This is a genomic window from Corynebacterium sp. HMSC070H05, from assembly GCF_001837615.1.
In the GTDB taxonomy this organism is placed as follows: domain Bacteria; phylum Actinomycetota; class Actinomycetes; order Mycobacteriales; family Mycobacteriaceae; genus Corynebacterium; species Corynebacterium coyleae.
This window is the reverse complement of the sequence record NZ_KV833339.1, coordinates 40,048-65,629: the sequence shown is the minus strand read 5'-3', so window position 1 is coordinate 65,629 and position 25,582 is coordinate 40,048. Positions and strand designations below refer to the sequence as shown.

Below are 25,582 nucleotides of genomic sequence, written 5' to 3'. Positions count from 1 at the left end.
AGAAGCGACTAGCTTTTAGCGAGCCTTCTCGATGATGTCGACGAGACGGAAGTGCTTGTCCTTCGACAGCGGACGCGTCTCCTCGATGTGGACGAGATCGCCAACACCAGCGGCGTTGTTCTCGTCGTGAGCCTTGACGCGCTTCGTGGTACGCACGATCTTGCCGTAGAGGGCGTGGGACTTGCGGTCCTCAACCTCGACGACGATCGTCTTGTCCATCTTGTCGGACACGACGTAGCCACGGCGGCGCTTCTGCACGGCCTTGTCCTTGGTGTTCTCAGTCACGTTTGCCTCACTCATGGTTATGCCTCAGCTCCCGTGGACTCCGGGACGACGGACAGACCAAGCTCACGCTCGCGCAGCACCGTGTAGATGCGAGCGATGTCGCGCTTCACGGTGGAGATGCGGCGGTTGTTGGTCAGCTGGCCGGTTGCAAGCTGGAAGCGCAGGTTGAACAGCTCTTCCTTCGCCTCGTTGAGGCGGCCCTTCAGCTCGTCGTCGTTGAGCTCGCGGAACTCAGATGCGGGGGTACCGTTAGCCATTAGAACTGGTCCTCCTTCTTGATGACGCGGACCTTGCACGGCAGCTTCGCGCCTGCACGGCGCAGCGCCTCAATGGCAGTTTCCTCGTTGGGGTAGGACATTTCGAACAGGATGCGGCCAGGCTTGACGTTGGCCACCCACTTCTCCACCGGGCCCTTACCGGAACCCATACGCACGCCGAGCGGCTTCTGGGTCAGCGGACGATCCGGGAAGATGTTGATCCAGACCTTGCCACCACGCTTGACGTGGCGGTTGATAGCAATACGGGCAGACTCGATCTGGCGGTTCGTGATGTACGCCGGCTCGAGGGCCTGCAGGCCGTAGTCGCCGAAGTTGATCTGGTTGCCACCCTTGGACACGCCAGAACGGGTCGGGCGGTGCTGGCGGCGGTATTTCACGCGCTTAGGGATGAGCATGAATTAGCCCTCCTTCTTCTGCTCTGCCGCCCGGCGACGCTGGCCGCCGCGGCGCGGGCGACGGTCGCCACGTCCACGACGATCGTTGCTCGGTGCATTGAGCTCAGACTCGCGGACGCCACCGACGACGTCGCCCTTGTAGATCCACACCTTGACGCCAATGACGCCGAAGGTGGTGTGTGCTTCTGCAGTGCCGTAGTCGATCTCCGCGCGCAGCGTGTGCAGCGGAACGCGACCCTCGTGGTAGCGCTCGACACGGGACATTTCCGCGCCGCCGAGACGGCCGGACGTCATAACCTTGATGCCCTTGACCTGCGGGTTACGCATAGCGGACTGGATGGCCTTACGCATGGCGCGACGGAACGCGACACGGTTGACCAGCTGCTCGGCGATGGACTGAGCAACCAGGGTGGCGTCTGCATCGACGTTCTTCACCTCGAGGATGTTCAGTGCAACCATCTTGCCGGTCAGCTTCTCCAGCTCACGGCGAATACGGTCAGCCTCAGCGCCGCGACGGCCGATGACAATGCCCGGACGTGCGGTGTGGATGTCCACACGGACGCGGTCGCGGGTGCGCTCGATGACAACATCGGAGATGCCAGCGCGCTCGAGGTTCTTCTCGAGCCACTCGCGGACCTTGATGTCCTCAGCGACGTACTCGGCGTAGTTCTTGTCGGCGTACCAGTGGGACTTCCAGTCGGAAGTGATACCCAGGCGCAGGCCGTGTGGGTGAATCTTCTGGCCCATTACTTGGCCCCTTCCTTGGACTCGACAACAACGGTGATGTGAGAGGTGCGCTTCCGGATCTGGAATGCGCGACCCTGTGCACGCGGCTGGAAACGACGCATGGTCGGGCCCTCGTTTGCGTAGCACTCGGCAATGACGAGCGTGCGCGGATCCAGGCCGAAGTTGTTCTCCGCGTTGGCTGCTGCGGAAGCAACAACCTTTGCAACGTCCTTGGACGCACCCTGCGGGGCGTACTTCAGGATGGCGAGTGCCTCAGCAACCGACTTGTTGCGGATGAGAGCAAGCACGCGGCGTGCCTTCATCGGAGAGACGCGAACGAACTTGGCAGTCGCGGATGCAGTGGTGATGGTGTCAGCCATTGCTTATCGACGTCCCTTCTGTTCCTTGACGTGACCCTTAAAGGTCTTGGTCGGTGCAAACTCGCCGAGCTTGTGGCCAACCATGGACTCGTCCACGAACACCGGCACGTGCTTACGACCGTCGTGGACGGCGAAAGTGTGACCGATGAAATCGGGGAGAATGGTCGAACGGCGCGACCAGGTCTTGATGACCTGCTTGGTGCCTGCCTCGTTCTGAGCATCCACCTTGTTGAGGAGGTGCTCGTCGACGAACGGGCCCTTCTTAAGGCTACGTGGCATGTCTGTTTACCTCCTCTTAGCGCTTCTTCGAGCGACGACGTCGCACGATCATGTTGTTGGAATAGCGGTTCGGGTTGCGGGTGCGGCCTTCCTTCTGGCCCCACGGCGAGACCGGGTGACGACCACCGGAGGTCTTGCCCTCGCCACCACCGTGCGGGTGGTCGACCGGGTTCATAACCACACCACGCACGGTCGGGCGCCAGCCCTTCCAGCGCATACGACCAGCCTTGCCCCAACGGATGTTGATCTGGTCAGCGTTGCCGACCTCACCAACAGTTGCACGGCAGCGGATGTCCACGCGGCGGATTTCGGAAGACGGCATACGCAAAACTGCGTAGTTGCCTTCCTTACCCAGCAGCTGGATGGACGCGCCAGCGGAACGAGCCAGCTTTGCGCCTGCGCCCGGCTTGAGCTCCACAGCGTGGATGGTCGTACCGGTCGGGATGTTGCGCAGCGGCAGGTTGTTGCCAACCTTGATGTCCGCGTTCGGGCCAGCCTCGACGATGGTGCCCTGCTTCAGGCCCTTCGGGGCGATGATGTAGCGCTTCTCACCGTCGTAGTAGTGCAGCAGTGCGATGTTCGCGGTGCGGTTCGGGTCGTACTCGATGTGAGCAACCTTTGCCAGCACGCCGTCCTTGTCGGAGCGGCGGAAGTCGATCACACGGTAGCGACGCTTGTGGCCGCCGCCGCGGTGACGAGTGGTGATGTGGCCGTGGGTGTTACGGCCACCCTTCTTCGGGAGCGGGCGCAGCAGCGTCTTTTCCGGGGTCGAACGAGTGATCTCGTCGAACGCGGACACGGAGCTGGCACGGCGACCCGGAGTTGTCGGCTTGTACTTACGAATAGCCATAGTGGTTCCTTTTCTATCGTCTCTTCAGCGAGCCGCGGGTTACGCGGTCGCACCGCCGAAGATGTCGATGGAGTCGCTGCCCTCGCGGAGAGTGACGTAGGCGCGCTTGGTGTCCTTACGCTTACCGAAACCGGTGCGGGAGCGCTTGCGCTTGCCCTCACGGTTGACGGTGTTCACCGAAGCGACGTCGACGCCGAAAATCTCTTCCACGGCAATCTTGATCTGGGTCTTGTTCGCGGACGGGGACACGTAGAAGGTGTACGTGTTCTGCTCCATCAGGCCGTAGCTCTTCTCAGAGAGCACCGGGGCGATGATGATGTCGCGCGGGTTAGCGATCTTTGCCATTTACTTCTCCTCCTCCGCAGCGGCGGCAACAGCTGCGCCGCGGTTGATGAAGGTGTGGAGTGCCTCGACCGAGAACACAACGTCATCAGCGTTGAGGACGTCGTAGGTGTTCAGCTGAGCCGGCTCAATGATCTGGACGCCCGGCAGGTTCCTTGCGGAGAGACGGGAATTCTGATCATCACGGCCGATCACCAGCAGGACCGACTTGCGGTCGGTGAGGCGCTCGATGAATGCACGAGCGGACTTCGTCGACGGGGTCTGGCCCGGGACGAGATCCTCCACGATGTGGATGCGCTCGTTCTGCGCACGGTTGGTCAAAGCGCCGGCGAGGGCAGCCTTGATCATCTTCTTTGGGGTGCGCTGTGCGTAGGAACGCGGCTGCGGACCATGCACAATGCCACCACCGGTGTAGTGCGGAGCACGGATCGAACCCTGACGGGCGCGACCGGTGCCCTTCTGGCGGAACGGCTTCTTGCCGCCGCCGGAAACCATGCCGCGGGTCTTCGTTGCGTGGGTGCCCTGGCGCTTAGCAGCAAGCTGTGCATTCACAACCTGGTGCATGAGTGCCACGGATACCTCGCGGTCGAAGTACTCGGCCGGCAGGTCGACGGAACCCTTGGTAGCTCCGTCTGCGGTGTGGACGTCAAGCGTCAGCTTCGTCATGCGTGAGCACCGCCCTTCACTGCGGTCTTGACGGTAACAACGGAACCCTTTGCGCCAGGGATGGCGCCCTTGATCAGGATGAGGTTGTTGTCGCCGTCGATGCGTTGAATCTTCAGGTTCTGGGTGGTAACGCGGTTACCGCCCATGCGGCCAGCCATACGGGTGCCCTTGAACACGCGACCCGGGGTCGCGCAGGCGCCGATGGAACCCACACGACGGTGGGCAGCCTGGTTACCGTGGGAAGCACCCTGGCCAGCAAAGCCGTGGCGCTTCATGGCACCGGCGTAGCCGTGGCCCTTGGTGGTGCCTGCGACGTCGACGAAGGTGTCGCCTTCGAAGATCGTTGCATTGAACTCCTGGCCGAGCTCGTAGCCCGAGGTGTCGTCCATGCGGATCTCAGCAACGTAGCGACGCGGGTTGACGCCAGCCTTCTTAAAGTGGCCAGCCTGCGGCTTCTTAGCCTTACGGGGATCGATGTCGCCGTAAGCGATCTGGATGGCGGAGTAGCCATCGGTCTCAGGGGTACGGATCTGGGTGACAACGCACGGCCCAGCCTCGACGACGGTAACCGGGATAACGCGGTTCTCCTCGTCGAAGATCTGGGTCATGCCGAGCTTCTTGCCCAGAATGCCCTTGATCTGGTTGTCAGACATGTGTTAGTTCTCCACTACTTACGTTGGGGATTGCTCTACTGGATGTTCACGTCGACGCTGGCCGGCAGATCAATGCGCATAAGCGCGTCTACCGTCTTCGGCGTCGGGTCGAGAATGTCGATGAGGCGCTTGTGAGTGCGCATCTCGAAGTGCTCGCGAGAATCCTTGTACTTGTGGGGAGAACGAATCACGGCGTACACGTTCTTCTGGGTTGGCAACGGCACCGGGCCGACGACGCGGGCACCCGTACGGGTGACCGTCTCGACGATCTTCTTCGCGGATGCGTCGATCGCCTCGTGATCGTAGGCCTTCAGCCTGATGCGGATCTTCTGTCCCGCCACGCTTACCTCTTCCTCGCATCCCCACGTTCAACTCTCGCTTCGCTCGAAGTTGAACGAAGTGAAACGAGAGAGAAGCGGTGGGGTTTGTAGCTTCTAGTTTCTCTATAACGTTGTCCGGGCTGGGCCCTTGGCTCAACGCCAGTGTCTTTTCTGACTGTCATGACACATCCGGAAGTTGAGACCTGCGCAATAAACGCGCCGACGCTCAGTGCTTCCGCCAAGGCACGTTGTTGGCCGACACGTCATCGTCGACAAGCAATATGCCCGGGTATCAGACACGGAAGGGTGCGTGACCCTCGCGTACTGCCGCTGTTTATTTGCCATGGCCCCTTCACCGGTCTTCCGACTGGAAGGTGTCATGTTTGCCGAGCCACCGGCCGACTTCCGTCAACCCATGTCAAGGCAACCTGCGTATTAAAACACAAGGTCGCTACCAACGCAAGCCCGCTTGACGACGACAACCTGTGTACCCTTGTTCCCATACCGTGCGCGTCATCTATATAGGCGCACTCGGAACATGAACATCACAGTTGAAAGGACCGTCATGGCCGACCAGAACGCAAACAACGCTGCAAACAACACTGCAAAGAACACCCCAGCAACCGCCTCGACCGCAACCGAGACCGAGAAGCAGCGCCCGCGCAACGAAAACCTCGAAACTGAGCACGGCAGCACTGTTATCGACGACAACGTTGTTGGCAAGATCGCCGGCATCGCAGCACGCGAAGTCTCCGGCGTCCACAACCTCGGCGGCGGCGCAGCCCGCATGTGGGGCGCAGTCCGCGAGTCCCTGACCTCCTCCACCAACGTCCAGCAGGGCGTCAATGTGGCAGTCGAGGACGGCCACGCATCCGTCGCAGTTGCCATCATCGCCGAGTACGGTGTCGCCATCCACGAGCTGGCAAACGCCATCCGCGAAAACATCACCGTCGCCATCACCCGCATGACCGGCCTGATCGTCGACCGCGTCGATGTCACCGTCCACGACGTCAACCTGCCGGAGCAGGAGACCGCAGGTGAGAACTACGACGACGGCAACTACCAGGCAGTCAACCAGTCTGTAAACCAGCAGATCCAGTAATCATGGCCAACACCCCCGTTACCCGAGAGGTTGCGGAGGGCGTCCGCGACGCCACACTCGCCGTCAACGGAGTAGCAAAACTCTACGGCGGCCGACTCGGCGAAATCGCAACCTACTTGCCGCACCAACGCATCGAAGGCATCCGATCTGCCTCACGCAACGGCAAAGCAGGCCTCGAAGTCCACTTCACCTTCGACGTCGCCTCAGGACGCAACGTCCACGAGGTCGCCGAAGACGTACGCGCCGCAGCACTGAGCGCTTCGGACGCCGAGTTCGTGGACGTCATCGCCGGCGATGCGCAATAGCAGCAACACGGGCTACGCCCCCGCACCTCACACAACAACCCGAAACGTGGTTTAACAATGAATCTCTTTGCCAACAAGGCACTGACCGGCGTCATCATCGGCGTCATCGTTGCCTTCTTCGTCACATTCGGTGGCTGGGCCGGCCTACTCTGGCTGCTGCTGTTTACCATCCTCGGCGGCGTAGTAGGCGCCCAACTCGACGGCCGCCTCGACCTAGCCAGCATCATCGGCAACGGAACCGGCCGGAGCAATAGCTAATGGACACTTCCTTCTACCACGTCAGCGAACGCACCATCGAGCGCGTGGCGGAAGTGGCGGCCTCAACAGTGCCGGGATCCCGCAACATCGACGCGAAATTGGCGGGCCTGGCGGGCCGCAGCCTTCCGCGCATCGAGGCACACATCGACCGCACGACGGGCCTTGTCGCCATCGATGCCGAGATTGCCACGTCCTATCCCGCGCCCGTCGCGGCGATTACGGACGCTGTGCGCGCCACCATCATCGCCCACATCCGCACCCTCACAGGGATGGATGTCTCCCGCGTCAACGTCACCGTTGCCAACGTCGAATCGATCGACGATGGTTCCCGTGTGACCTGGGACGATGTTGCGACCCACGATGCTTTCATCATCCCAGAGCCCATCCAGGTTTCTCCTACCGAGATCACGCACCCCGTTACCAGCGAGCGCGAGGAACTGGCGCCGATCGAAGCGCGATCGCTTGTCGACGACATGCGTGCCGTCACCACACCAACTCCCCCAAGCGTTCGAACCCCGAAGCAGCCCCAACCGGTCACCGTTTCTGGCGTTGACGTGCCCGAGCCACTCGAGCCGTTCGCCCCAGAGACGCCTATGCCCGTGGCTCTGCGCGCCCCGTCGCTGCCAGCGTTGCAGCCCCTCGCCCCGATCGCTGTCAAGGCGTTCGGGCACATGCGGCCGGTTGAGGTGCCGTGGCAGCGACCGTTGCGCGATATCACCGTAGATAGGCAGCCGCTCAAGCCGGTGACAATCCAGCCCAGTGCGCGCCCAACAAGCCCGCGCGGCCCGGCTCCGAAGCCCGTGGTCATCCCACAGGCCCCACAGCCGAAGCCACTTCAGCAGATCACGATAGAACCGGTGGTGAAGTACTATGACCGAACCAACTAGCGCCCGCCCAGTCGGGCCACACCCCGGCGACGAACCGCTAGGCACCCCTGCATCGCGCTGGATCGCAGTCCTCATCAGCCTGCTCCTCATCGCTTTAGCGGGTGTCGGCGCGCGTGACCTCTGGTACTACACCTACGAGTCGGAATCACCCGAGCAGTCCTGGTTTGGTCGCGCGTTTGAGTTCCTCGGCTCGTTCACCACAGAGATCCCCGCCGTCATCATTGCGTGCCTGCTGGCCTTGGTCGGCCTTGTGCTCATCGTGGTTGCGCTCAAACCCCGCCCGCACCGGTTTGTCCGAGTGAACTCCCCAGTGTCTATCTGGACCCGTCCCGTCGATGTGGCACGAAAGTCCACCAACACGGTTCACAGCGACCTCGGTGGCGAGCAAGTACGCTCCAAGGCGACCCGCAAGTCGGTCAAGGTACAGGTTGTCGACGACGGCTCCGGCCCCGCAATGCAAGAACGCATCACGCGATCGCTCAACAGCGAGCTCAAGAGCCTCGCCGCGCCTCCTGCGGTGTCCGTGAAGGTGTTGCCTAAGGAAACGCCTCAGGCACAAGTCGCCACCACGACGCAGTCGACGCCCGAAGTGTCCGACGTCCGTCCCCCGGAGGTGCACCGATGACCAAAACATTGAGCTTCTTCAACCGTCTGGTCACGTTCCTGCTCGGCCTGTTGATGGTCGTTGTGGCCCTATTCCCCATTGCGGAGTACTGGGAAATCCCGTACCTGAGCGATTTCCTCCGCGACATCGACCGCAGCCGCGTGACGTACCTCGCCTACGAGGACTGGTATACCAAGGCGCTTATCGCCGCCGCTATTGTCCTGGCCGTGTTGGGATTGTGGATCTTGCTTGCAAATCTACGCTCCCGCGCGTTCTCCAACGGCAGCATCGTGCCAGCCGATGCCGCGCACGGTGACACGGTAATCAACGTTCAGCGCGTCGCCGAGGCAGCCTGCAACACCATCCAGCGTCTCGACGAAGTCCAACGCGCCGACAGCCGCGTCGCTATGGTCGGCCAACGCCCGACCGTCACGTTCACCGTCACCGCGAACCCGAACTACCCGTTGGAAAGCGCCATCCGCGCTATCGAGGCCGCAGACGACGATTTCCGGCTCGCAAGCCACACCATGGACATCGATACCGTATGGAAGCTGCAATTCGATAGGATCTCCGCCTAAACGCGGCTTCGCGGCTGTCTAGGCTTCCTCCTGAACTTCCAGCGGCAACACCGCGGTAACTCGCCCCAGCACCACCGGCTCCCCGCCGCAGGCTGGGGCGATTGTCATGTCCGCCCCCGCCTCGCATTGAAGAATGCGTGCCCAGGCGAAGGTATCCACGTCAACACCACGACGCGCCTGTACCCAACGACGGATCCGGCTGCCGACCACAGCCCGTGCTCCATCTTCCAGCGCCACCAACCACCGGTTCGCTCCTACGCTATTTTGCAGCAATCCCGCCAACGAGCGACTCTCCCCCGGCGTAAAAAGCTTCAAATGACGGACAATCCCCAGCCGATGTTCCACCCCCTCCACATCAGCTACCACGAGAGGTAACCCCGGACCGGTACGTCGCATCGACGCATACCGCCACACCGACGGCATTCGCCCTGGGTGCGCCGCGCTACGCACCACCACATTTCCGTCCACCAACGTGACCTGCAGGTGCGGCTCGACGGTGGTGAAGGTGATGGGGGCGGAGGTGTCGTCGACAAGCGAAGGATGCTCCTGAGAGACCTGCTGAAGAACTGCGAGCGCCTCTGCGTCAGTTGAGTCCCACCCCAGCCCACGATTGCCCAATACCCCAAATAATTGGCCGAGGCTCAAATCTGGTTGCCCCTCCCAAACCTCTTGAAGCGCGGCCAGAATCTTCGGGATACGTGTTGGGTCCTGCACACCTCAGACCATAAACCCCCCTCAGGGCATGCAAAAGGCCGCCCCTCCCAAACGGGAGAGGCGGCCTTGGCGTTTATCCGACGGTTACGTCAGATCGACTCGAATTAGTCGAGGATCTTGGTAACGCGGCCAGCGCCGACGGTGCGGGAGCCCTCGCGGATAGCGAAGCGCAGACCCTCGTCCATAGCGACCGGCTGGATGAGCTCGACGGTCATGTCGACGTTGTCGCCCGGCATAACCATCTCGGTGCCCTCCGGCAGCTTCACAACACCGGTCACGTCGGTGGTGCGGAAGTAGAACTGCGGACGGTAGTTGTCGAAGAACGGGGTGTGACGGCCGCCCTCGTCCTTGGACAGCACGTAGACGGAGCCCTCGAACTTGGTGTGCGGGGTGTAAGCGCCCGGCTTGATGATGACCTGGCCGCGCTCGACGTCCTCGCGCTTCAGACCACGCAGCAGCAGTGCAGCGTTGTCGCCAGCCTCAGCGGTGTCGAGAAGCTTGTTGAACATCTCGATGGAGGTGACGGTGGTCTTCTGGGACTTCTCGCGGATACCGATGATCTCGACCTCGTCGTTGAGGTTGAGGACGCCACGCTCCACACGACCGGTAACCACGGTGCCGCGGCCGGAAATGGTGAAGATGTCCTCGATCGGCATCAGGAACGGCTTGTCGGTCTCGCGCTCCGGATCCGGGATGGAGTCATCGCAAGCCTGCATGAGGTCGACGATGGACTGAACCCACTTCTCATCGCCCTCGAGAGCCTTGAGAGCGGAGATGTGGACGATCGGTGCTTCCTCGTCGTAGTCCTGCTCAGCCAGCAGCTCGCGAACCTCCATCTCGACGAGCTCGATGATCTCTTCGTCGTCGACCATGTCGCACTTGTTCAGTGCAACGAGGATGTACGGAACGCCAACCTGGCGAGCGAGCAGAACGTGCTCACGGGTCTGCGGCATCGGGCCGTCGGTAGCAGCAACCACGAGGATTGCGCCGTCCATCTGAGCAGCGCCGGTAATCATGTTCTTGATGTAGTCGGCGTGGCCCGGGGCGTCAACGTGTGCGTAGTGACGCTTCGGGGTGTTGTACTCCACGTGGGAGATGTTGATGGTAATGCCGCGCTCGCGCTCCTCCGGAGCCTTATCGATCATCGCGTAGTCGAAGGCCTTGTTCTCCTCCGGGTACTGGTCTGCCAGTACCTTGGTGATCGCAGCGGTGGTGGTGGTCTTGCCGTGGTCGACGTGACCAATGGTGCCGATGTTCACGTGCGGCTTAGTGCGCTCGAACTTTTCCTTTGCCACTGATTGTCCTCCTGGACTTCATGGTGGCTACGACCTTCGCAGCCACGTGGTTTGCTTACGCCCAACCGCTACAGCCCAAAACGGATATAGCGACGGGAGCCATTTCACAATGTGCCAGTTACAAGATCCTAGGTTCAAAAAGGCCGTTTTTCAAACTGGCCGATCCGATTCCCCGGACCAACCTAGAGGGTAACGGCCGGCTCAGACAACGCCCGTTGTTGCGTTGCCTCAGCGCGACCGCTACCCCGCTAGGGGTTCTCCCTTGTACGCCAGCTGCTGGCACGCAGCTGGCGGGAGAGGGCGGCTTAGTTGCCGTTGCGCTTCTCGATGATCTCCTGCGCGACGCTCTGCGGAACCTCAGCGTAGGAGTCGAACACCATGGTGAAGTTCGCACGGCCAGCGGTCGAGGAACGCAGGTCGCCGATGTAGCCGAACATCTCGGACAGCGGCACCTTCGCACGGACGACCTTTGCGCCGGAGCGATCTTCCATGGCGTAGACCTGGCCACGGCGGGAGCTGATGTCACCGTTAACGGTGCCCATGTACTCCTCCGGGGTCACGACCTCAACAGCCATGACCGGCTCAAGCAGAACCGGCTTCGCCTTAGCAACAGCTTCCTTGAGGACCTGGGAGCCAGCGATCTTAAACGCCATTTCCGAAGAGTCGACGTCGTGGTAAGCGCCGTCCTCGAGGGTGGCCTTGATGTTCACCAGCGGGTAGCCAGCGAGGTAGCCGTACTGCATTGCGTCCTGGATACCAGCGTCGACGGACGGGATGTATTCCTTCGGCACGCGACCACCGGTGACGGCGTTCTCGAACTTGTAGGTTGCGGACTCGCCCTCTTCCAGGGTCTCCGGATCCGGGTTGTACGGCTCGATGGTGACGATGACCTTTGCGAACTGGCCCGAACCACCGGTCTGCTTCTTGTGGGTGAAGTCGAGGGACTCGACCTTCTTGCGAATGGTCTCGCGGTAAGCAACCTGCGGGGAACCGATGTTTGCCTCAACCTTGAACTCGCGCTTCATGCGGTCCACCAGCACGTCGAGGTGGAGCTCGCCCATGCCGCCGATGACGGTCTGGCCGGTCTCTTCGTCGAGCTGGACGGTGAAGGTCGGGTCCTCTTCAGCAAGCTTCTGAATAGCGGTACCGAGCTTCTCCTGGTCAGCTTTGGTCTTCGGCTCGATGGCCACCTGGATAACCGGGTCCGGGAAGTCCATGGACTCGAGGATGATCGGGTGATCCGGGTTGCACAGGGTGTCGCCGGTCGTAGTTTCCTTCAGGCCGATGAACGCGTAGATGTTGCCGGCGTCTGCGTGCTCGACCGGGTTCTCCTTGTTCGCGTGCATCTGGAAGAGCTTGCCCACGCGCTCCTTCTTGGACTTCGTGGAGTTGAGCATCTGCTCGCCCGGAATAGCCTGGCCGGAGTAGACGCGCACGTAGGTGAGCTTGCCGAAGAACGGGTGCACGGCGATCTTGAAGGCCAGTGCGGAGAACGGCTCTTCGACGGACGGCTTACGGAAGAGTTCCTCGGAGCCGTCGACGGAGGTGCCACGCACCTCGCCGATGTCCAGCGGGCTCGGCAGGTAGTCAACAACAGCGTCGAGGATCGGCTCGATGCCCTTGTTGCGGTATGCGGTACCGCAGAACACCGGGTAGATCTCGGAGTTCACGGTGAGCTTGCGGATGGCGCCCTTGATTTCCTCGATGGTGAGTTCTTCGCCACCGAAGTACTTCTCCATGAGCTCTTCGTCGGACTCGGCAACGGTCTCGAGAAGCTTCTCGCGGTACTCTTCTGCGAGCTCCTTGAGGTCCTCCGGGATCTCGGTGATCTGAGGCGGCGTGCCGGTCTCAACCTTGCCCGGCCACTGCAGAGCCTTCATCTCGAGCAGATCGACGACGCCGTCGAAGTCGTCCTCAGCGCCGATCGGAATCTGCATTACCAACGGCTTAGCGCCGAGGCGGTCGACAATGGTGCCGACGGTGTAGAAGAAGTCTGCACCCAGCTTGTCCATCTTGTTGACGAAGCAGATACGCGGTACGTCGTACTTCGCAGCCTGACGCCACACCTGCTCGGACTGCGGCTCAACGCCTTCCTTGCCGTCGAACACGGCGACAGCACCATCGAGCACGCGCAGGGAGCGCTCCACCTCAACGGTGAAGTCCACGTGACCCGGGGTGTCAATGATGTTGATCTGGTTGTTGTTCCAGAAACAGGTCACAGCTGCGGACGTAATGGTGATGCCGCGCTCTTTCTCCTGATCCATCCAGTCGGTGGTTGCGCCACCGTCGTGGGTTTCGCCGACCTTGCGGTTGATGCCCGTGTAGAACAGGATGCGCTCGGTGGTGGTGGTCTTACCGGCGTCAATGTGGGCCATGATGCCGATGTTGCGGACCTTGTGCAGGTCCTTAAGCACTTCTTGTGCCACGTTTGTTACCCCAACTTAATGTCGTCGACGCGGTGAAGCGTCTTTGTCGGTTAGTTGTCGTTAGTCAATTCTGCCACTTTGTTGCTCAAATGGCAGCGCGAGCTTGTGCTTATCGACGAAAACCCCGAAAACGCGGGCCCCACGAGGGGACACATATGCAGTTTCGGGGTCTGCCGACGATCATCTCGCTTCCAGCTCTTACCAGCGGTAGTGGGCGAAGGCGCGGTTGGCCTCTGCCATCTTGTGGACATCCTCGCGACGCTTCACGGATGCGCCGAGACCGTTGGAAGCATCCAGGATCTCGTTGGCGAGACGCTCGATCATCGAGTTCTCACGACGCTGGCGGGTAAAGGTGACCAGCCAACGCAGGGCGAGAGTGGTGGAGCGCTCCGGCTTGACGTCAACCGGGACCTGGTAGGTTGCGCCACCAACACGGCGGGAGCGAACCTCGAGGTCCGGGCGAACGTTGCCGATAGCCTTTTCCAGGGTGCCCACCGGATCGGTGCCGGTCTTCTCGCGGCAGATCTCGAGTGCGCCGTAGACGATGCGCTCGGCGGTGGACTTCTTGCCGTCCTGCAGGATCTTGTTCACAAGCTGGGTGACCAGCTCGGACTCGTATACCGGATCCTTAACGATGGGACGCTTCGGTGCTTGCTGCTTACGCATTGATTACTGTCCCTTCTTCGCGCCGTAGCGGGAACGTGCTTGCTTACGGTCCTTCACTGCCTGGGTATCGAGGGCGCCACGAACGATCTTGTAGCGCACACCCGGGAGGTCCTTCACACGGCCGCCGCGCACGAGCACCATGGAGTGCTCCTGCAGGTTGTGGCCCTCGCCCGGAATGTAAGCGGAAACCTCGACACCGGAGGTCAGGCGCACACGGGCGACCTTACGCAGTGCAGAGTTCGGCTTCTTCGGGGTGGTGGTGTACACGCGGGTGCACACGCCGCGGCGCTGCGGGGAGCCCTTCAGCGCAGCAGTAGCCACCTTCGCGCTCTTGGAGTGGCGGCCCTTGCGGACCAGCTGCTGAATAGTAGGCATTCAAGCCCTTTCTGTTCGCGCGTCCCGCTCACACATGGCCATACATGCAAAAATAGGGGCTCTTCTTCCGGGGCCCTGCCGTTTGCATGAACTACCTAGTGAACGAGTCGCATGGAGTTCGTTTAACTTCGCACCGATTCACACGGGCGAAACCTCAGATAATTTACAACACGCCAAGGCATGACGGCAAATCCGTGCTAGCTTTCGTGGCATGAGCGATGCGAACCTCCCCCGTAAGCGACTGAGCAGCGCGGAACGCGACCGTGCCGCCGCCTTCCTTCACGATGCATTCGTCGATGGACAGCTCACCGTCAACGAGTTCGACGAGCGCTCCCGCATGCTCTACGAGGCAACCTTTGTCGATGAGCTTCCTGCGCTTATCGACGATCTCTCCCCCGTCACCGCCCAACCCCATCCTCCGGCCCAGCGCCCTTCAGGAGTGAGGAACTACGTCACCGGCGAATCCGGCGGCTCCGGCTTCAGCCTTGCAGTCATGGGAGGCAGCGAGCGAGGCGGCGACTGGTTGGTAGCTCCGACGCACACCTCCTTCACCGTGATGGGCGGAAGCTCAATCGATCTGCGCGAGGCGAGGTTGAGTTCTCACGAGACCGAGATCAACGCATTCGCCATCATGGGTGGCATCGAGATCATCGTGCCAGACGATGTCCGAGTCGTCGATGCAGGAATTGGAATCATGGGTGGTTTCGGGGTGGAAACCCACTCGTCGTGCAGGTTTTCTCTCGCTGAGATTCCCGCCGATGCTCCGGTCATCCATGTTCGCGGGCTCGCACTCATGGGTGGCGTAGGAATCGTGCGCGCAGCCCGTGGTGCTCACATTTAGTATCAGCACAACAAAAAGCCCGGCCTCCCCTCAGCGGGGATGCCGGGCTTTGAAGCAGACCTAGCTAAGCCAGAATGCTGGGGCTGCCTTTAGAGCTCCTCGTAGCCGAACTCTTCCATCGGCACCGAAGCGCCGGTGAATTCGCCGTAGCCTTCGTCGCCGTAGATGGAATCGCCGAAGGTCGGGATGGCGTACGCCGCGGAGCGTGCCGCCTCGGTCGGCTTGACCTGGATGTTGCGGTAGCGGGAGATACCGGTACCAGCCGGGATCAACTTACCGATGATCACGTTCTCCTTCAGGCCGATGAGCTTGTCGGAACGCTTGTTAATCGCAGCGTCCGTGAGCACACGGGTGGTCTCCTGGAAGGAAGCAGCCGACAGCCAGGACTCGGTAGCCAGCGACGCCTTGGTGATGCCCATGATCTCGGAGCGCATCTCGGCCGGCTCGCCACCGTCTGCCACAGCAGCGGCGTTGACCTGGCGTGCCTCCGACAGGTCCACGAGCGTGCCCGGGAGGAACTCGGTGGTACCCGAGTCGATCACGGTGCCGCGACGCAGCATCTGGCGGATGATGATCTCGATGTGCTTGTCGTGAATGGACACACCCTGGGTGCGGTACACGGCCTGGACCTCGTCGATAAGGTGCTTCTCCACACCGCGACGGCCGAGAACCTCGAGCACGTCGTGCGGGTCAGCAGCACCGCGAAGCAGGCGCTCGCCCACCTCGACGTGGTCACCCTCGCGCAGGCCACGCTCGATCATGGCGTCCGGGTTGGACTCCATCGGGCGGCGAACCTGGGCCAGGCCCTGGCGCTTGGACAGCTTCTCGTAGACCACCACGTCGGAACCGTCATCCGGGTGGATGGTCAGCGTCCAGAAGTTGCCCTCGTCCTCGAGCGAGATCGTGCCGGCCACGGAAGCGATCGGGGCGCGGTTCTTCGGAACGCGGGCCTCGAAGAGCTCCTGGACACGCGGCAGACCACCGGTAATGTCGCCACCGACACCACCCTGGTGGAAGGTACGCATGGTCAGCTGAGTACCCGGCTCACCAATGGACTGTGCAGCCACGATGCCGACGGCTTCGCCGATGTCGACGAGGTGACCGGAGGCCATGGACTTGCCGTAGCACTTCGCGCAGACACCGGTCGGGGTCTGGCAGGTCAGCACGGAGCGAACCTTGACCTCGGTGATGCCGGCGGCCACGAGGTCGTCGATACGCTGCTCGCTCAACTCGGTACCAGCCTCGGCGATGACCTTGCCATCAGCGTCGGTGGCATCCGCAGCCAGAACGCGGCCGGAGACAGAGGTCTCGACCAGGTCGTGGCGGTGGAAAACGCCAGCGTTTTCCACGGCAACAGGAACCTTGACGCCCTGACGGGTGCCACAGTCCTCCTCGCGGACGATGACGTCCTGCGCCACGTCCACCAGACGACGGGTGAGGTAGCCCGAGTCAGCGGTACGCAGAGCGGTATCGGCAAGACCCTTACGGGAACCGTGGGAGTTGTTGAAGTACTCCATCACGGACAGGCCTTCGCGGAAAGAGGTCTTGATCGGGCGCGTGATGTACTCACCACGCGAGTTCACGACCATGCCCTTCATGCCGGCCAGGGTCCAGATCTGACGCATGTTACCTGCAGCACCGGACTTCACGATCATCGGAATCGGGTTGTCGTCCGGGTACAGGTCCTCGACGGCCTGACCAACCTTGTTGGTGGCATCCTGCCACAGCTCGACCAGACGGTCGTAACGGTTCTCCTCCGTAAGCGCGCCCTTCTCCCAGAACTTGCGCTCGATGGCCTCGGCTTCCTTCTCGTACTGCTCGAGGACTTCGTTCTTGTTCGGGAGAATCAGCACGTCGGACATGGAGATGGTGACGCCGGAACGGGTGGACCAGTAGAAGCCAGCGTCCTTCATCTTGTCCAGCACCTGAGCGACGGTGATCATCGGGTACTGCTCAACCATGGACTGGATGATGTCGCCGAGCAGCACCTTGCCGCCGCCACCGCCCTTACGGACCATGGCGCCTTCCTGGTACGGGAAGTTAAACGGCATGAGCTCGTTGAACATGATGCGACCAAGGGTGGTCTCCATCATCCACGGCTGACCCTTCGTCCAACCATCCGGGAACTGCTCTGCCTCGATCTCCTCCGTCGGACGCAGGTGATCGATGCGCACCTTGATCGGTGCCTGCAGGCCAAGCACGCCCAGGTCGTAGGCCATGATGGCCTCGCGGTAGGACGAGTAGACGCCGCGCTCCGGGCCGTTTTCGTCGGCAGGTGCGTATGCGCCCTCGCCGCCGATCTCCTGCGGGCCCTTGAGCATGGTCAGGAAGTACAGGCCGGTCACCATGTCCAGGCGCGGCATTGCCAGCGGCTTGCCGGACGCCGGGGACAGGATGTTGTTGGAGGACAGCATCAGGATGCGGGCCTCAGCCTGCGCCTCTGCGGACAGCGGCAGGTGGACTGCCATCTGGTCACCGTCGAAGTCGGCGTTGAATGCTTCACAGGCCAGCGGGTGCAGCTGAATTGCCTTACCCTCGACCAGCTTCGGCTCGAACGCCTGGATACCCAGACGGTGCAGGGTCGGTGCACGGTTGAGCAGCACTGGGTGCTCGGAAATCGCCTCTTCGAGGACGTCCCACACCTCAGGGCGCTGACGCTCCACCATGCGCTTGGCGGACTTGATGTTCTGCGCGTAGTCATTATCGACAAGGCGCTTCATCACGAACGGCTTAAACAGCTCAAGCGCCATACGCTTCGGCAGACCACACTCGTGCAGCTTCAGCTGCGGGCCGACGATAATCACGGAACGGCCGGAGTAGTCCACACGCTTACCCAGCAGGTTCTGGCGGAAGCGGCCCTGCTTGCCCTTGAGCAGATCAGACAGGGACTTCAGCGGACGGGTGCCCGGGCCGGTGACCGGACGGCCACGACGACCGTTGTCGAACAGGGCGTCAACGGACTCCTGCAGCATGCGCTTCTCGTTGTTCACGATGATCTCTGGTGCACCCAGGTCGATCATGCGCTTCAAACGGTTGTTGCGGTTGATCACGCGGCGGTACAGGTCGTTCAGGTCAGAGGTGGCAAAACGGCCACCGTCGAGCTGGACCATCGGACGCAGCTCCGGCGGGATCACCGGAATGGCGTCGAGGATCATGCCGGCCGGGTCGTTGCCCGAGCGCTGGAACGCAGCGACAACGCGCAGACGCTTCAGGGCGCGGACCTTCTTCTGGCCCTTGCCCTCGGCGATGATGCCACGCAGCTCCTCAGCCTCGGCGTCGAGGTCGAAGTTGCGGATCAGGGTCTGGATTGCCTCGGCGCCCATGCCGCCGGTGAAGTAATCCTCGTAACGGTCGACGAGTTCCTCGTAGAGGTTTTCGTCGATAATCATCTGCTTCGGAGCGAGCTTCTGGAAGGTGGTCCAGATCTCGTCGAGGCGCTCAACCTCGCGCTCGCCAGCCTCGCGCAGGTGCTGCATCTCCTTATCGGCAGCGTTCTGCACCTTCTTGCGAGCAGCAGCGGTTGCGCCGGAAGCCTCGAGCTCAGCGAGGTCCTCCTCCAGCTTCTGCGCACGGTCGGCGATCTCGGAGTTGGTGTCGTCCTCGACATCCTTCTTCTCCATCAACATCTCCGCCTCGAGGGTGGACATGTCGTTGTGGCGAGCCTCGTCATCAACAGAGGTGATGATGTTCGCCGCGAAGTAAATAATGCGCTCAAGGTCCTTCGGCGCCAGGTCGAGCAGGTAGCCCAGACGGGACGGCACACCCTTGAAGTACCAGATGTGCGTCACCGGAGCAGCCAGCTCAATGTGGCCCATGCGCTCACGGCGCACCTTGGACTTGGTCACCTCGACGCCGCAGCGCTCGCAGATGATGCCCTTGTAGCGGACACGCTTGTACTTACCGCAGGCACACTCCCAGTCACGGGTCGGACCGAAGATGCGCTCGCAGAACAGGCCGTCCTTTTCCGGCTTGAGCGTGCGGTAGTTAATGGTTTCAGGCTTCTTCACCTCGCCGTGGGACCAACGGCGAATATCGTCGGCGGTGGCCAGGCCGATGCGAAGCTCATCGAAGAGGTTTACGTCAAACACGTAAAAATTCCTTTTCTTTTAAGTGGTTGGCTATTGCGTTCGTTTGATCGTCGACAAGCAATTGCTTTACGACGACCACCTGGCGCCTAAGCGGTATCCGCCGCTGCACCCTCGTCGCGGGACAGGTTAATGCCGAGCGAGGAGCCAGCCTGATCAAACTCGTCGTCATCGCCGTCGAGCTCCATCGGCGTGCCATCAGTAGAGAGAACCTCCACGTTCAAGCACAGGGACTGCAACTCCTTGAGCAACACCTTGAAGGACTCCGGAATACCCGGATCCGGGATGTTGTCGCCCTTGACAATCGCCTCGTAAACCTTCACACGGCCGACCACGTCATCCGACTTAATGGTCAGCAGCTCCTGCAGCGTGTAGGCAGCGCCGTAAGCCTGCATTGCCCACACCTCCATCTCGCCGAAACGCTGGCCACCGAACTGAGCCTTACCGCCCAGCGGCTGCTGCGTAATCATCGAGTACGGACCAGTGGAACGAGCGTGAATCTTCTCGTCCACCAGGTGGTGCAGCTTCAGCATGTACATGTAGCCGACCGAAATCGGGTACTTGTACGGCTCACCGGAACGGCCGTCAAACAGGACGGTCTTACCGTCGCCGTCCACCATGACGTCGCCGTCGCGGTTCGGCTTGGAGTTAGCAAGCAGGCCTGCGATCTCGTCGTTGGTCGCACCGTCGAACACCGGGGTTGCGGTCAGCGACTCCGGCGGAACGTCGTACAGGTGCTCCGGCAGGGTCTCCAGCAACTTGGCGTTCGACGGATCGTCCGGGTTCACCGTCCAGCCGGCCTTCGCCAGCCAGCCCAAGTGGACCTCGAGCACCTGGCCGATGTTCATACGACGCGGCACACCGTGGGTGTTCAGGATGATGTCCACCGGGGTGCCGTCAGCCATGAACGGCATGTCCTCCTGCGGCAGGATCTTGCCCACGACACCCTTGTTGCCGTGGCGGCCAGCCATCTTGTCACCGTCCTGGATCTTGCGCTTCTGAGCCACGTACACGCGGATCATCTCGTTCACGCCCGGGGACAGATCGTCGTCATCGTCACGGGAGAAGCGACGCACAGCAATGACCTTGCCCTGCTCGCCGTGCGGCACCTTCAGGGAGGTGTCGCGGACCTCGCGGGCCTTCTCACCGAAGATGGCGCGCAGCAGACGCTCCTCCGGGGTCAGCTCGGTCTCACCCTTCGGGGTGACCTTACCGACGAGGATGTCGCCGTCACGCACGTCAGCACCGATACGGATGATGCCGCGCTCGTCCAGATCCTTCAGCACATCCTCGGACACGTTCGGGATCTCACGAGTGATCTCCTCGGCACCGAGCTTGGTGTCGCGGGCATCAATCTCGTGCTCCTCGATGTGCACGGAGGTGAGGATGTCCTCCTCCACCACGCGCTGGTTGAGGATGATGGCGTCCTCGTAGTTGTGGCCTTCCCACGGCATGAACGCAACCAGCAGGTTACGGCCGAGAGCCATCTCGCCGTCCTTGGTGCCCGGGCCGTCAGCGATAACCTGACCGGCCTCAACGCGGTCGCCCGCGCTCACGATCGGGGTCTGGTTGTAGCAGGTGCCCTGGTTCGTACGCTCGAAGGTGCGCAGCATGTAGGTGTCGCGGCCACCCTCATCATCCATGACGGTGATGTAGTCGCCCGTGACGTTCTCAATCACGCCGGCCTTCTTGGAAATGACGGTATCGCCAGCGTCGTATGCAGCACGCTGCTCCATACCGGTAGCCACGTATGCGGACTCGGCGCGCAGCAGCGGCACAGCCTGCTTCTGCATGTTCGCACCCATGAGGGCACGGTTCGCATCGTCGTGCTCGAGGAACGGAATCATCGCCGTAGCCACGGACACCATCTGACGCGGGGAAATATCCAGGTAGTCAACGCCCTTCGGGCCGACGACGCCGATGTCGCCGTCCTTGAGGCGGACCTCGATACGCTCACCGGTGAGGTTGCCGTCCTTATCCATCGGGGTGGCCGCCTGCGCAATGGCGTAGCGGTCCTCCTCGTCGGCGGTGAGGTAATCAATCTGATCGGTCAGCTTGCCGTCTTCGACCTTCTGGTACGGCGTCTCAATGAAACCGAACGGGTTGACGCGCGCGTACGAGGACAGCGCACCAATCAGACCAATGTTCGGGCCTTCCGGGGTCTCAATCGGGCACATACGGCCGTAGTGCGACGGGTGCACGTCTCGCACCTCGATGCCGGCGCGCTCACGCGACAAACCACCCGGACCAAGCGCAGACAGACGACGCTTGTGGGTCAGGCCAGACAGAGAGTTGTTCTGGTCCATGAACTGCGACAGCTGCGAGGTACCGAAGAACTCGCGGATCGCAGCGGAGACCGGACGCACGTTAATCAGCGACGTCGGGGTAATCGACTCCGCATCCTGGGTGGTCATGCGTTCACGCACGACGCGCTCCATACGGGACAGGCCAACGCGTACCTGGTTCTGGATCAGCTCACCCACGGTGCGCAGACGACGATTACCGAAGTGGTCGATGTCGTCGGTGTTGATCGGGATGATCTCACCGGACGGGGAGGTCATCTCCGACTCACCTGCGTGCAGACGCACCAAGTACTCGAGGGTGGTAGCAATGTCCTCTTCGGTCAGCGTCATCAAACCGTCGTGATCGCCGCCGAGACCAAGCTTGCGGTTGACCTTGTAACGGCCCACGCGAGCCAGGTCGTAACGCTTCGCCTTGAAGAACGAGTTCTCCAGCAGGGACTGCGCAAGGTCACGCGTCGGCTGCTCGCCCGGACGCTGCTTGCGGTAAATCTCCAGCAGAGCCTCGTCGGTGTTGTTCACACCGTCGTTTTCCAGGGTGGACATCATGATCTCGGAGAAGCCGAAGCGCTCCGTGATCTGTTCCGTGGTCCAACCCAGAGCCTTCAGCAGGACGGTAACCGGCTGGCGACGCTTACGGTCAATACGCACACCAACGGTGTCACGCTTGTCCACGTCGAACTCGAGCCAAGCGCCGCGAGACGGGATAACCTTCACGGAGTGCAGCGGGCGCTCCGTGGACTTATCAATCGACTCGTCGAAGTACACGCCCGGCGAACGCACCAGCTGGGAGACAACGACACGCTCGGTGCCGTTGACAATGAAGGTGCCCTTGTCGGTCATCAGCGGGAAATCGCCAATGAACACGGTCTGGGACTTAATCTCCTGCGTGTCGTTGTTAATGAACTCCGCGGTCACATACAGCGGCGCGGAGTAGTTGATGTCCTTGTCCTTGCACTCGTCGATCGTGTACTTCACGTCTTCGAAGCGCGGCTCGGACAACGTCAGGCTCATGTTGCCCGAGTAGTCCTCGATCGGGGAGATCTCCTCAAGAATGTCCTCAAGGCCCGAGGTGACGCGTGCATCATCGCCACGGCTCGCCTGCTCATGATCACGCCACTCCGACGTACCGACGAGCCACGCGAACGATTCGAGCTGCACATCGAGCAAGCCCGGGACGGTAATGGGCTCGTTAATCTTCGCGAACGAATAACGTTCCGGAGCCCCCGGGATTTCAGCCATATTCATGGTCTGGTCTGAGACTGCCAAGTTGGGTCCTTCCAGCACCTCTGGCGGATGCTCACCGGCCCGCGTCTGGCTTCGCGGTCCAGCGGCATTTCCGCAGGATAAGTTAGCATTTGGTCTGCTTCGGAAGACCCGCCCCCAGAGACAACAAAATCACCTTGTCAAATAGGAAATTCTCATCCGTATGCACAAGGCTTCAATGACGTACTGGAGACGGCTTCCAGCGCAACGAGCAAGCTTATACAAAAGCTAACAAATTGTAAAGGGCCCTATCGGGCACTCAACCCCCCGCGTTACAACCCTCAAACACCCGAGCCGTCCGGTGTCATCGTCCAAGTTGCTGGGGGCAGCCTACCACCCCACCCGCGAGACTCGTCAATTTCGACGCGCCGAAATAACCGAACCAATCAGCCCCACCAGGGCCAACACCGCGCCAACACCGGTGACAATCCACCACAACAACGGATTGGCCGCCTTCGGCTGCGCCTGACCAACCCGCTGCACAAGTTCCGTGACCTGCGCCTCGTCCATACGTCCGTCATAGGTCAGCACGTTCTGCACGCCGTTACCCTCGGCGTCGGCATAGTAGTCGTCGACACGCTCGTTGATGCCCACAACAACGCCCGTTTGCTCGTCGACAAGCAACTCGCGCTCCGCCGCATGAGTAAAGAACGTACGTTCACCGTCGATCGTGAGCGTGTTACGCGGATCGGCGTAGCGCTGCGCGATATTCGTCGGCGCGACCGTCTGCTGGTAGCGGTTGACGGTGCGTCCGCCGATCTCTTGCGTATCGACGAACCGCGCCACCGCCGAACCACGCAACACCGGATCAAACACGTCCACGTCCGACGCAGGCGCGGGCGACGGGAATTTCAGCCACACACCATTCACCGCCACCTGAGCAGCAGGCATCGCAAAAATTACCTGCGCCTGCGCCGGCGACAACGCCTCACCCGACACCCGATCCAACTCATACGACCACGTCGTCGCAGACACCAAATTCTCAAAATCCCCCGGAGCCTCACCCGCTCGCACCGAATCCCCCACACGAATAGCCGCCCGCTCATCTCCCGAAGGCTCCATCACCTCCAAATGCAACTGACGCGTCACCGGCGCCGACTCCCCCGCACGCATGCCATCCGGATCCGTAATCGTCCACGTCGCATCCCCCAACGCCAACGGCAACCGCTCCCCTGACAACAACACCCGCGGCGCCAACATCCCAGCAACCACCAGCGCAATACCCACACCAGCAACCAACGCGGCCAAGGAACGGGAAAAACGCAGCATGGTCCGAAATCTTAGCGCAGGACAAGCGAAACCCCCGCCAGCCGGTAAACGTACCGGTGGGCGGGGGTGTCGTCGAAAAGCGAAAGGCTCTTACTTGAGGGTGACCTTTGCGCCAGCCTCCTCGAGCTTAGCCTTAGCAGCCTCAGCGTCGTCCTTGGAAGCGCCTTCCAGGATGGCCTTCGGGGTACCCTCAACCATTTCCTTAGCGTCCTTCAGGCCCAGGCCCGGAACGAGCTCGCGGACAGCCTTAATGACACCGATCTTCTTGTCGCCAGCGTCCTCGAGGACAACGTCGAACTCGTCCTTCTCCTCAGCAGCCGGAGCATCGCCAGCAGCGCCCGGAGCAGCAGCAACTGCAACCGGAGCAGCAGCGGTCACGTCGAAGACCTCCTCGAATTCCTTCAGGAACTCGGAAAGTTCGATGAGGGTCATTTCCTTGAACTGCTCAATGAGCTCGTCCTTGGTGAGCTTAGCCATGATGGCTTCCTTTCTTTAGGTGGGCGTCTGCAGCCCAGATGTAAAAGTTTGCTTACGCGGCTTCCTGCTTGTCCTGCAGCGCAGCGACAAGACGAGCCGTCTTGGAGGCCGGAGCCTGGAACAGGCCGGCAGCCTTTGCCAGAGAACCCTCGAACGCACCAGCGATCTTCGCAAGGGTGGTCTCGCGGTTGTCCATCTCAGCCAGAGCGTCGATCTGGGAAGCGTCCAGGACGTTACCGTCCATGAAGCCGCCCTTGATCACGAACGCGTCGTGGTCCTTGTTGAACTTCTTCATCACCTTCGCAGCATCAACAGCCGCGTCGCCCTTGATGAACGCAACAGCGGTCGGGCCGGTGAGAAGATCGTCGAGACCCTCAATGCCCTGCTCATTAGCAGCGATCTTGATGAGAGTGTTCTTGGCGACGTGGTACTCGACATCAAAGCCCATATCGCCGCGCAGCTGCTGGAGCTGGCCGACGGTCAGGCCACGGTACTCAGTCAGCACGATGGAGTCCGCCTCAGCGAACTTCTCCTTCAGAGCTGCAAGTTCCGCAACATTCTTCGGGTTTGCCATGACACACGCCTCCTTCCGATACTTCATGTCCTTCAATCCGCCCGGAGCACCAATGAAAAATGCCCCGTGCAGAAGGCACGGGGCAGACGCAAGTCCAGCCTCGTTTCTCCTGCGTGGGTCGATCCCTGGAATGGGATACCTTCGACTCCCTTACGGAAGTGACCGACGGTCTTCGGTGAAACTTGAGCGCGACCCTTACGGATCGCTCAAACTTCGGTTGGGTATCTTAGCGGGTTTCGCCGCGAGGTCAAATTGCCTGTGGATAAGCCATTGCTTTTCCACTACTTTTCGACGACCCCACGCCCAGTTATCCACAGGCCAGGTGCGCTTTCTCTGTTGACGGTTTAGCGTTTTATGTATGAATTCGTTCGAGGTGTTAGTGCAGG

General features: G+C 61.3%; 28 protein-coding genes. 7 read left to right on the top strand and 21 right to left on the bottom strand.

Annotated elements, in window-relative coordinates; translation table 11 throughout:
- Positions 1-15: 15 nt before the first annotated feature.
- The 11 genes from rpsQ to rpsJ are packed head-to-tail and all read right to left on the bottom strand — an operon-like array spanning position 16 to position 5,195.
- Positions 16-300 (bottom strand): 30S ribosomal protein S17, encoded by a 285-nt coding sequence (rpsQ, locus tag HMPREF2617_RS07300; protein WP_070840424.1) that lies wholly within the window; start codon positions 298-300, stop codon positions 16-18.
- A gap of 2 nt (positions 301-302) precedes the next feature.
- On the bottom strand, positions 303-542 hold the full coding sequence (gene rpmC, locus HMPREF2617_RS07295; protein WP_070422719.1) for a 50S ribosomal protein L29: 240 nt from the start codon (positions 540-542) through the stop codon (positions 303-305).
- Entirely contained in the window at positions 542-958 is a 417-nt protein-coding gene (gene rplP / locus HMPREF2617_RS07290; RefSeq protein ID WP_070422718.1) for a 50S ribosomal protein L16, read from the bottom strand. The genes rpmC and rplP overlap by 1 nt, the downstream gene beginning before the upstream one ends.
- A 3-nt stretch (positions 959-961) precedes the next feature.
- Complete coding sequence (gene rpsC / locus HMPREF2617_RS07285; protein ID WP_070422717.1) at positions 962-1,705, bottom strand: 30S ribosomal protein S3; 744 nt, start codon at positions 1,703-1,705, stop codon at positions 962-964.
- Positions 1,705-2,064: a 50S ribosomal protein L22 gene (gene rplV, locus HMPREF2617_RS07280; RefSeq protein ID WP_070422716.1), complete on the bottom strand. Its 360-nt coding sequence runs from the start codon at positions 2,062-2,064 to the stop codon at positions 1,705-1,707. Before rplV ends, rpsC begins: the two co-directional genes overlap by 1 nt.
- 3 nt (positions 2,065-2,067) lie before the next feature.
- Positions 2,068-2,343 (bottom strand): 30S ribosomal protein S19, encoded by a 276-nt coding sequence (gene rpsS / locus HMPREF2617_RS07275; RefSeq protein WP_018017481.1) that lies wholly within the window; start codon positions 2,341-2,343, stop codon positions 2,068-2,070.
- A gap of 16 nt (positions 2,344-2,359) precedes the next feature.
- Positions 2,360-3,193, bottom strand: a complete 834-nt coding sequence (gene rplB / locus HMPREF2617_RS07270) for a 50S ribosomal protein L2 (RefSeq protein ID WP_070422715.1) — start codon at positions 3,191-3,193, stop codon at positions 2,360-2,362.
- Between the two features lie 39 nt (positions 3,194-3,232).
- A complete protein-coding gene (gene rplW, locus HMPREF2617_RS07265; RefSeq protein WP_070422714.1) occupies positions 3,233-3,538 on the bottom strand; it encodes a 50S ribosomal protein L23 in 306 nt (101 codons plus the stop codon).
- Complete coding sequence (gene rplD, locus HMPREF2617_RS07260) at positions 3,539-4,201, bottom strand: 50S ribosomal protein L4 (protein ID WP_070450615.1); 663 nt, start codon at positions 4,199-4,201, stop codon at positions 3,539-3,541. It lies immediately after the preceding gene.
- Positions 4,198-4,854, bottom strand: a complete 657-nt coding sequence (rplC, locus tag HMPREF2617_RS07255) for a 50S ribosomal protein L3 (RefSeq protein ID WP_070422712.1) — start codon at positions 4,852-4,854, stop codon at positions 4,198-4,200. Before rplC ends, rplD begins: the two co-directional genes overlap by 4 nt.
- A 35-nt stretch (positions 4,855-4,889) precedes the next feature.
- Entirely contained in the window at positions 4,890-5,195 is a 306-nt protein-coding gene (gene rpsJ, locus HMPREF2617_RS07250) for a 30S ribosomal protein S10 (protein ID WP_034997227.1), read from the bottom strand.
- Positions 5,196-5,739: 544 nt separating this feature from the next.
- Between rpsJ and HMPREF2617_RS07245 the strand changes: the two genes are divergently transcribed.
- From HMPREF2617_RS07245 to HMPREF2617_RS07220, 6 genes are read left to right on the top strand one after another with little or no spacing between them, the layout of a single operon-like run.
- Entirely contained in the window at positions 5,740-6,276 is a 537-nt protein-coding gene (locus HMPREF2617_RS07245) for an Asp23/Gls24 family envelope stress response protein (RefSeq protein WP_070840483.1), read from the top strand.
- Between the two features lie 2 nt (positions 6,277-6,278).
- Complete coding sequence (locus HMPREF2617_RS07240) at positions 6,279-6,581, top strand: hypothetical protein (protein WP_070570621.1); 303 nt, start codon at positions 6,279-6,281, stop codon at positions 6,579-6,581.
- Between the two features lie 57 nt (positions 6,582-6,638).
- Positions 6,639-6,839: a hypothetical protein gene (locus HMPREF2617_RS07235; protein ID WP_070422710.1), complete on the top strand. Its 201-nt coding sequence runs from the start codon at positions 6,639-6,641 to the stop codon at positions 6,837-6,839.
- Entirely contained in the window at positions 6,839-7,726 is an 888-nt protein-coding gene (locus HMPREF2617_RS07230; RefSeq protein WP_070840423.1) for an Asp23/Gls24 family envelope stress response protein, read from the top strand. Before HMPREF2617_RS07235 ends, HMPREF2617_RS07230 begins: the two co-directional genes overlap by 1 nt.
- Positions 7,710-8,351: an Asp23/Gls24 family envelope stress response protein gene (locus HMPREF2617_RS07225; protein ID WP_070450621.1), complete on the top strand. Its 642-nt coding sequence runs from the start codon at positions 7,710-7,712 to the stop codon at positions 8,349-8,351. The genes HMPREF2617_RS07230 and HMPREF2617_RS07225 overlap by 17 nt, the downstream gene beginning before the upstream one ends.
- Entirely contained in the window at positions 8,348-8,908 is a 561-nt protein-coding gene (locus tag HMPREF2617_RS07220; RefSeq protein ID WP_070840422.1) for a hypothetical protein, read from the top strand. Before HMPREF2617_RS07225 ends, HMPREF2617_RS07220 begins: the two co-directional genes overlap by 4 nt.
- 18 nt (positions 8,909-8,926) lie before the next feature.
- Here HMPREF2617_RS07220 and HMPREF2617_RS07215 read toward each other — a convergent pair whose 3' ends face one another.
- The 5 genes from HMPREF2617_RS07215 to rpsL all read right to left on the bottom strand — a co-directional run bounded on the left by HMPREF2617_RS07215 (position 8,927) and on the right by rpsL (position 14,384).
- Positions 8,927-9,622, bottom strand: a complete 696-nt coding sequence (locus HMPREF2617_RS07215) for a hypothetical protein (protein ID WP_070840421.1) — start codon at positions 9,620-9,622, stop codon at positions 8,927-8,929.
- A gap of 104 nt (positions 9,623-9,726) precedes the next feature.
- The gene (gene tuf / locus HMPREF2617_RS07210) at positions 9,727-10,917 is read right to left on the bottom strand and encodes an elongation factor Tu (RefSeq protein WP_070422705.1); all 1,191 of its coding nucleotides are present in this window, start codon (positions 10,915-10,917) and stop codon (positions 9,727-9,729) included.
- Positions 10,918-11,222: 305 nt separating this feature from the next.
- Complete coding sequence (gene fusA / locus HMPREF2617_RS07205) at positions 11,223-13,343, bottom strand: elongation factor G (protein WP_070422704.1); 2,121 nt, start codon at positions 13,341-13,343, stop codon at positions 11,223-11,225.
- A 198-nt stretch (positions 13,344-13,541) separates the two neighbouring features.
- On the bottom strand, positions 13,542-14,009 hold the full coding sequence (gene rpsG / locus HMPREF2617_RS07200) for a 30S ribosomal protein S7 (protein WP_070422703.1): 468 nt from the start codon (positions 14,007-14,009) through the stop codon (positions 13,542-13,544).
- Between the two features lie 3 nt (positions 14,010-14,012).
- The gene (gene rpsL / locus HMPREF2617_RS07195) at positions 14,013-14,384 is read right to left on the bottom strand and encodes a 30S ribosomal protein S12 (protein WP_070422702.1); all 372 of its coding nucleotides are present in this window, start codon (positions 14,382-14,384) and stop codon (positions 14,013-14,015) included.
- 211 nt (positions 14,385-14,595) lie between these two features.
- Here rpsL and HMPREF2617_RS07190 point away from each other — a divergent pair, with 211 nt between their 5' ends.
- Positions 14,596-15,225, top strand: coding sequence for a DUF1707 SHOCT-like domain-containing protein (locus HMPREF2617_RS07190; RefSeq protein ID WP_070815611.1), 630 nt, complete (start codon positions 14,596-14,598; stop codon positions 15,223-15,225).
- An 89-nt stretch (positions 15,226-15,314) separates the two neighbouring features.
- On the opposite strand, the gene HMPREF2617_RS07185 is transcribed toward HMPREF2617_RS07190, so the two are convergent.
- The 5 genes from HMPREF2617_RS07185 to rplJ all read right to left on the bottom strand — a co-directional run bounded on the left by HMPREF2617_RS07185 (position 15,315) and on the right by rplJ (position 25,196).
- Positions 15,315-19,313 (bottom strand): DNA-directed RNA polymerase subunit beta', encoded by a 3,999-nt coding sequence (locus HMPREF2617_RS07185; protein WP_070450630.1) that lies wholly within the window; start codon positions 19,311-19,313, stop codon positions 15,315-15,317.
- Between the two features lie 86 nt (positions 19,314-19,399).
- Positions 19,400-22,897 carry a DNA-directed RNA polymerase subunit beta gene (locus tag HMPREF2617_RS07180; RefSeq protein WP_070840420.1) on the bottom strand — a complete coding sequence of 1,166 codons (3,498 nt, stop codon included), beginning with the start codon at positions 22,895-22,897 and terminating at the stop codon, positions 19,400-19,402.
- A 333-nt stretch (positions 22,898-23,230) separates the two neighbouring features.
- Positions 23,231-24,145 carry a cell envelope lipid trafficking protein PgfA gene (locus HMPREF2617_RS07175; RefSeq protein ID WP_070840419.1) on the bottom strand — a complete coding sequence of 305 codons (915 nt, stop codon included), beginning with the start codon at positions 24,143-24,145 and terminating at the stop codon, positions 23,231-23,233.
- Positions 24,146-24,235: 90 nt separating this feature from the next.
- Positions 24,236-24,622, bottom strand: coding sequence for a 50S ribosomal protein L7/L12 (rplL, locus tag HMPREF2617_RS07170; protein ID WP_070422697.1), 387 nt, complete (start codon positions 24,620-24,622; stop codon positions 24,236-24,238).
- A gap of 52 nt (positions 24,623-24,674) precedes the next feature.
- Positions 24,675-25,196 carry a 50S ribosomal protein L10 gene (gene rplJ / locus HMPREF2617_RS07165; protein WP_070840418.1) on the bottom strand — a complete coding sequence of 174 codons (522 nt, stop codon included), beginning with the start codon at positions 25,194-25,196 and terminating at the stop codon, positions 24,675-24,677.
- Positions 25,197-25,582 lie beyond the last annotated feature (386 nt).

Bases quoted from the DNA above. Each gene is read 5' to 3' on its own strand.
- HMPREF2617_RS07190 (WP_070815611.1), top strand. From the start codon at position 14,596: ATGAGCGATGCGAACCTCCCCCGTAAGCGACTGAGCAGCGCGGAACGC.
- rplL (WP_070422697.1), bottom strand. From the start codon at position 24,622: ATGGCTAAGCTCACCAAGGACGAGCTCATTGAGCAGTTCAAGGAAATG.
- rplJ (WP_070840418.1), bottom strand. From the start codon at position 25,196: ATGGCAAACCCGAAGAATGTTGCGGAACTTGCAGCTCTGAAGGAGAAG.
- HMPREF2617_RS07175 (WP_070840419.1), bottom strand. From the start codon at position 24,145: ATGCTGCGTTTTTCCCGTTCCTTGGCCGCGTTGGTTGCTGGTGTGGGT.
- rpsL (WP_070422702.1), bottom strand. From the start codon at position 14,384: ATGCCTACTATTCAGCAGCTGGTCCGCAAGGGCCGCCACTCCAAGAGC.
- rpmC (WP_070422719.1), bottom strand. From the start codon at position 542: ATGGCTAACGGTACCCCCGCATCTGAGTTCCGCGAGCTCAACGACGAC.
- rplV (WP_070422716.1), bottom strand. From the start codon at position 2,064: ATGGCTGACACCATCACCACTGCATCCGCGACTGCCAAGTTCGTTCGC.
- rpsQ (WP_070840424.1), bottom strand. From the start codon at position 300: ATGAGTGAGGCAAACGTGACTGAGAACACCAAGGACAAGGCCGTGCAG.
- rpsC (WP_070422717.1), bottom strand. From the start codon at position 1,705: ATGGGCCAGAAGATTCACCCACACGGCCTGCGCCTGGGTATCACTTCC.
- HMPREF2617_RS07225 (WP_070450621.1), top strand. From the start codon at position 7,710: ATGACCGAACCAACTAGCGCCCGCCCAGTCGGGCCACACCCCGGCGAC.
- HMPREF2617_RS07245 (WP_070840483.1), top strand. From the start codon at position 5,740: ATGGCCGACCAGAACGCAAACAACGCTGCAAACAACACTGCAAAGAAC.
- rpsS (WP_018017481.1), bottom strand. From the start codon at position 2,343: ATGCCACGTAGCCTTAAGAAGGGCCCGTTCGTCGACGAGCACCTCCTC.
- HMPREF2617_RS07240 (WP_070570621.1), top strand. From the start codon at position 6,279: ATGGCCAACACCCCCGTTACCCGAGAGGTTGCGGAGGGCGTCCGCGAC.
- HMPREF2617_RS07220 (WP_070840422.1), top strand. From the start codon at position 8,348: ATGACCAAAACATTGAGCTTCTTCAACCGTCTGGTCACGTTCCTGCTC.
- HMPREF2617_RS07235 (WP_070422710.1), top strand. From the start codon at position 6,639: ATGAATCTCTTTGCCAACAAGGCACTGACCGGCGTCATCATCGGCGTC.
- rplC (WP_070422712.1), bottom strand. From the start codon at position 4,854: ATGTCTGACAACCAGATCAAGGGCATTCTGGGCAAGAAGCTCGGCATG.
- HMPREF2617_RS07230 (WP_070840423.1), top strand. From the start codon at position 6,839: ATGGACACTTCCTTCTACCACGTCAGCGAACGCACCATCGAGCGCGTG.
- rplP (WP_070422718.1), bottom strand. From the start codon at position 958: ATGCTCATCCCTAAGCGCGTGAAATACCGCCGCCAGCACCGCCCGACC.
- rplD (WP_070450615.1), bottom strand. From the start codon at position 4,201: ATGACGAAGCTGACGCTTGACGTCCACACCGCAGACGGAGCTACCAAG.
- rplB (WP_070422715.1), bottom strand. From the start codon at position 3,193: ATGGCTATTCGTAAGTACAAGCCGACAACTCCGGGTCGCCGTGCCAGC.
- rpsG (WP_070422703.1), bottom strand. From the start codon at position 14,009: ATGCGTAAGCAGCAAGCACCGAAGCGTCCCATCGTTAAGGATCCGGTA.
- rplW (WP_070422714.1), bottom strand. From the start codon at position 3,538: ATGGCAAAGATCGCTAACCCGCGCGACATCATCATCGCCCCGGTGCTC.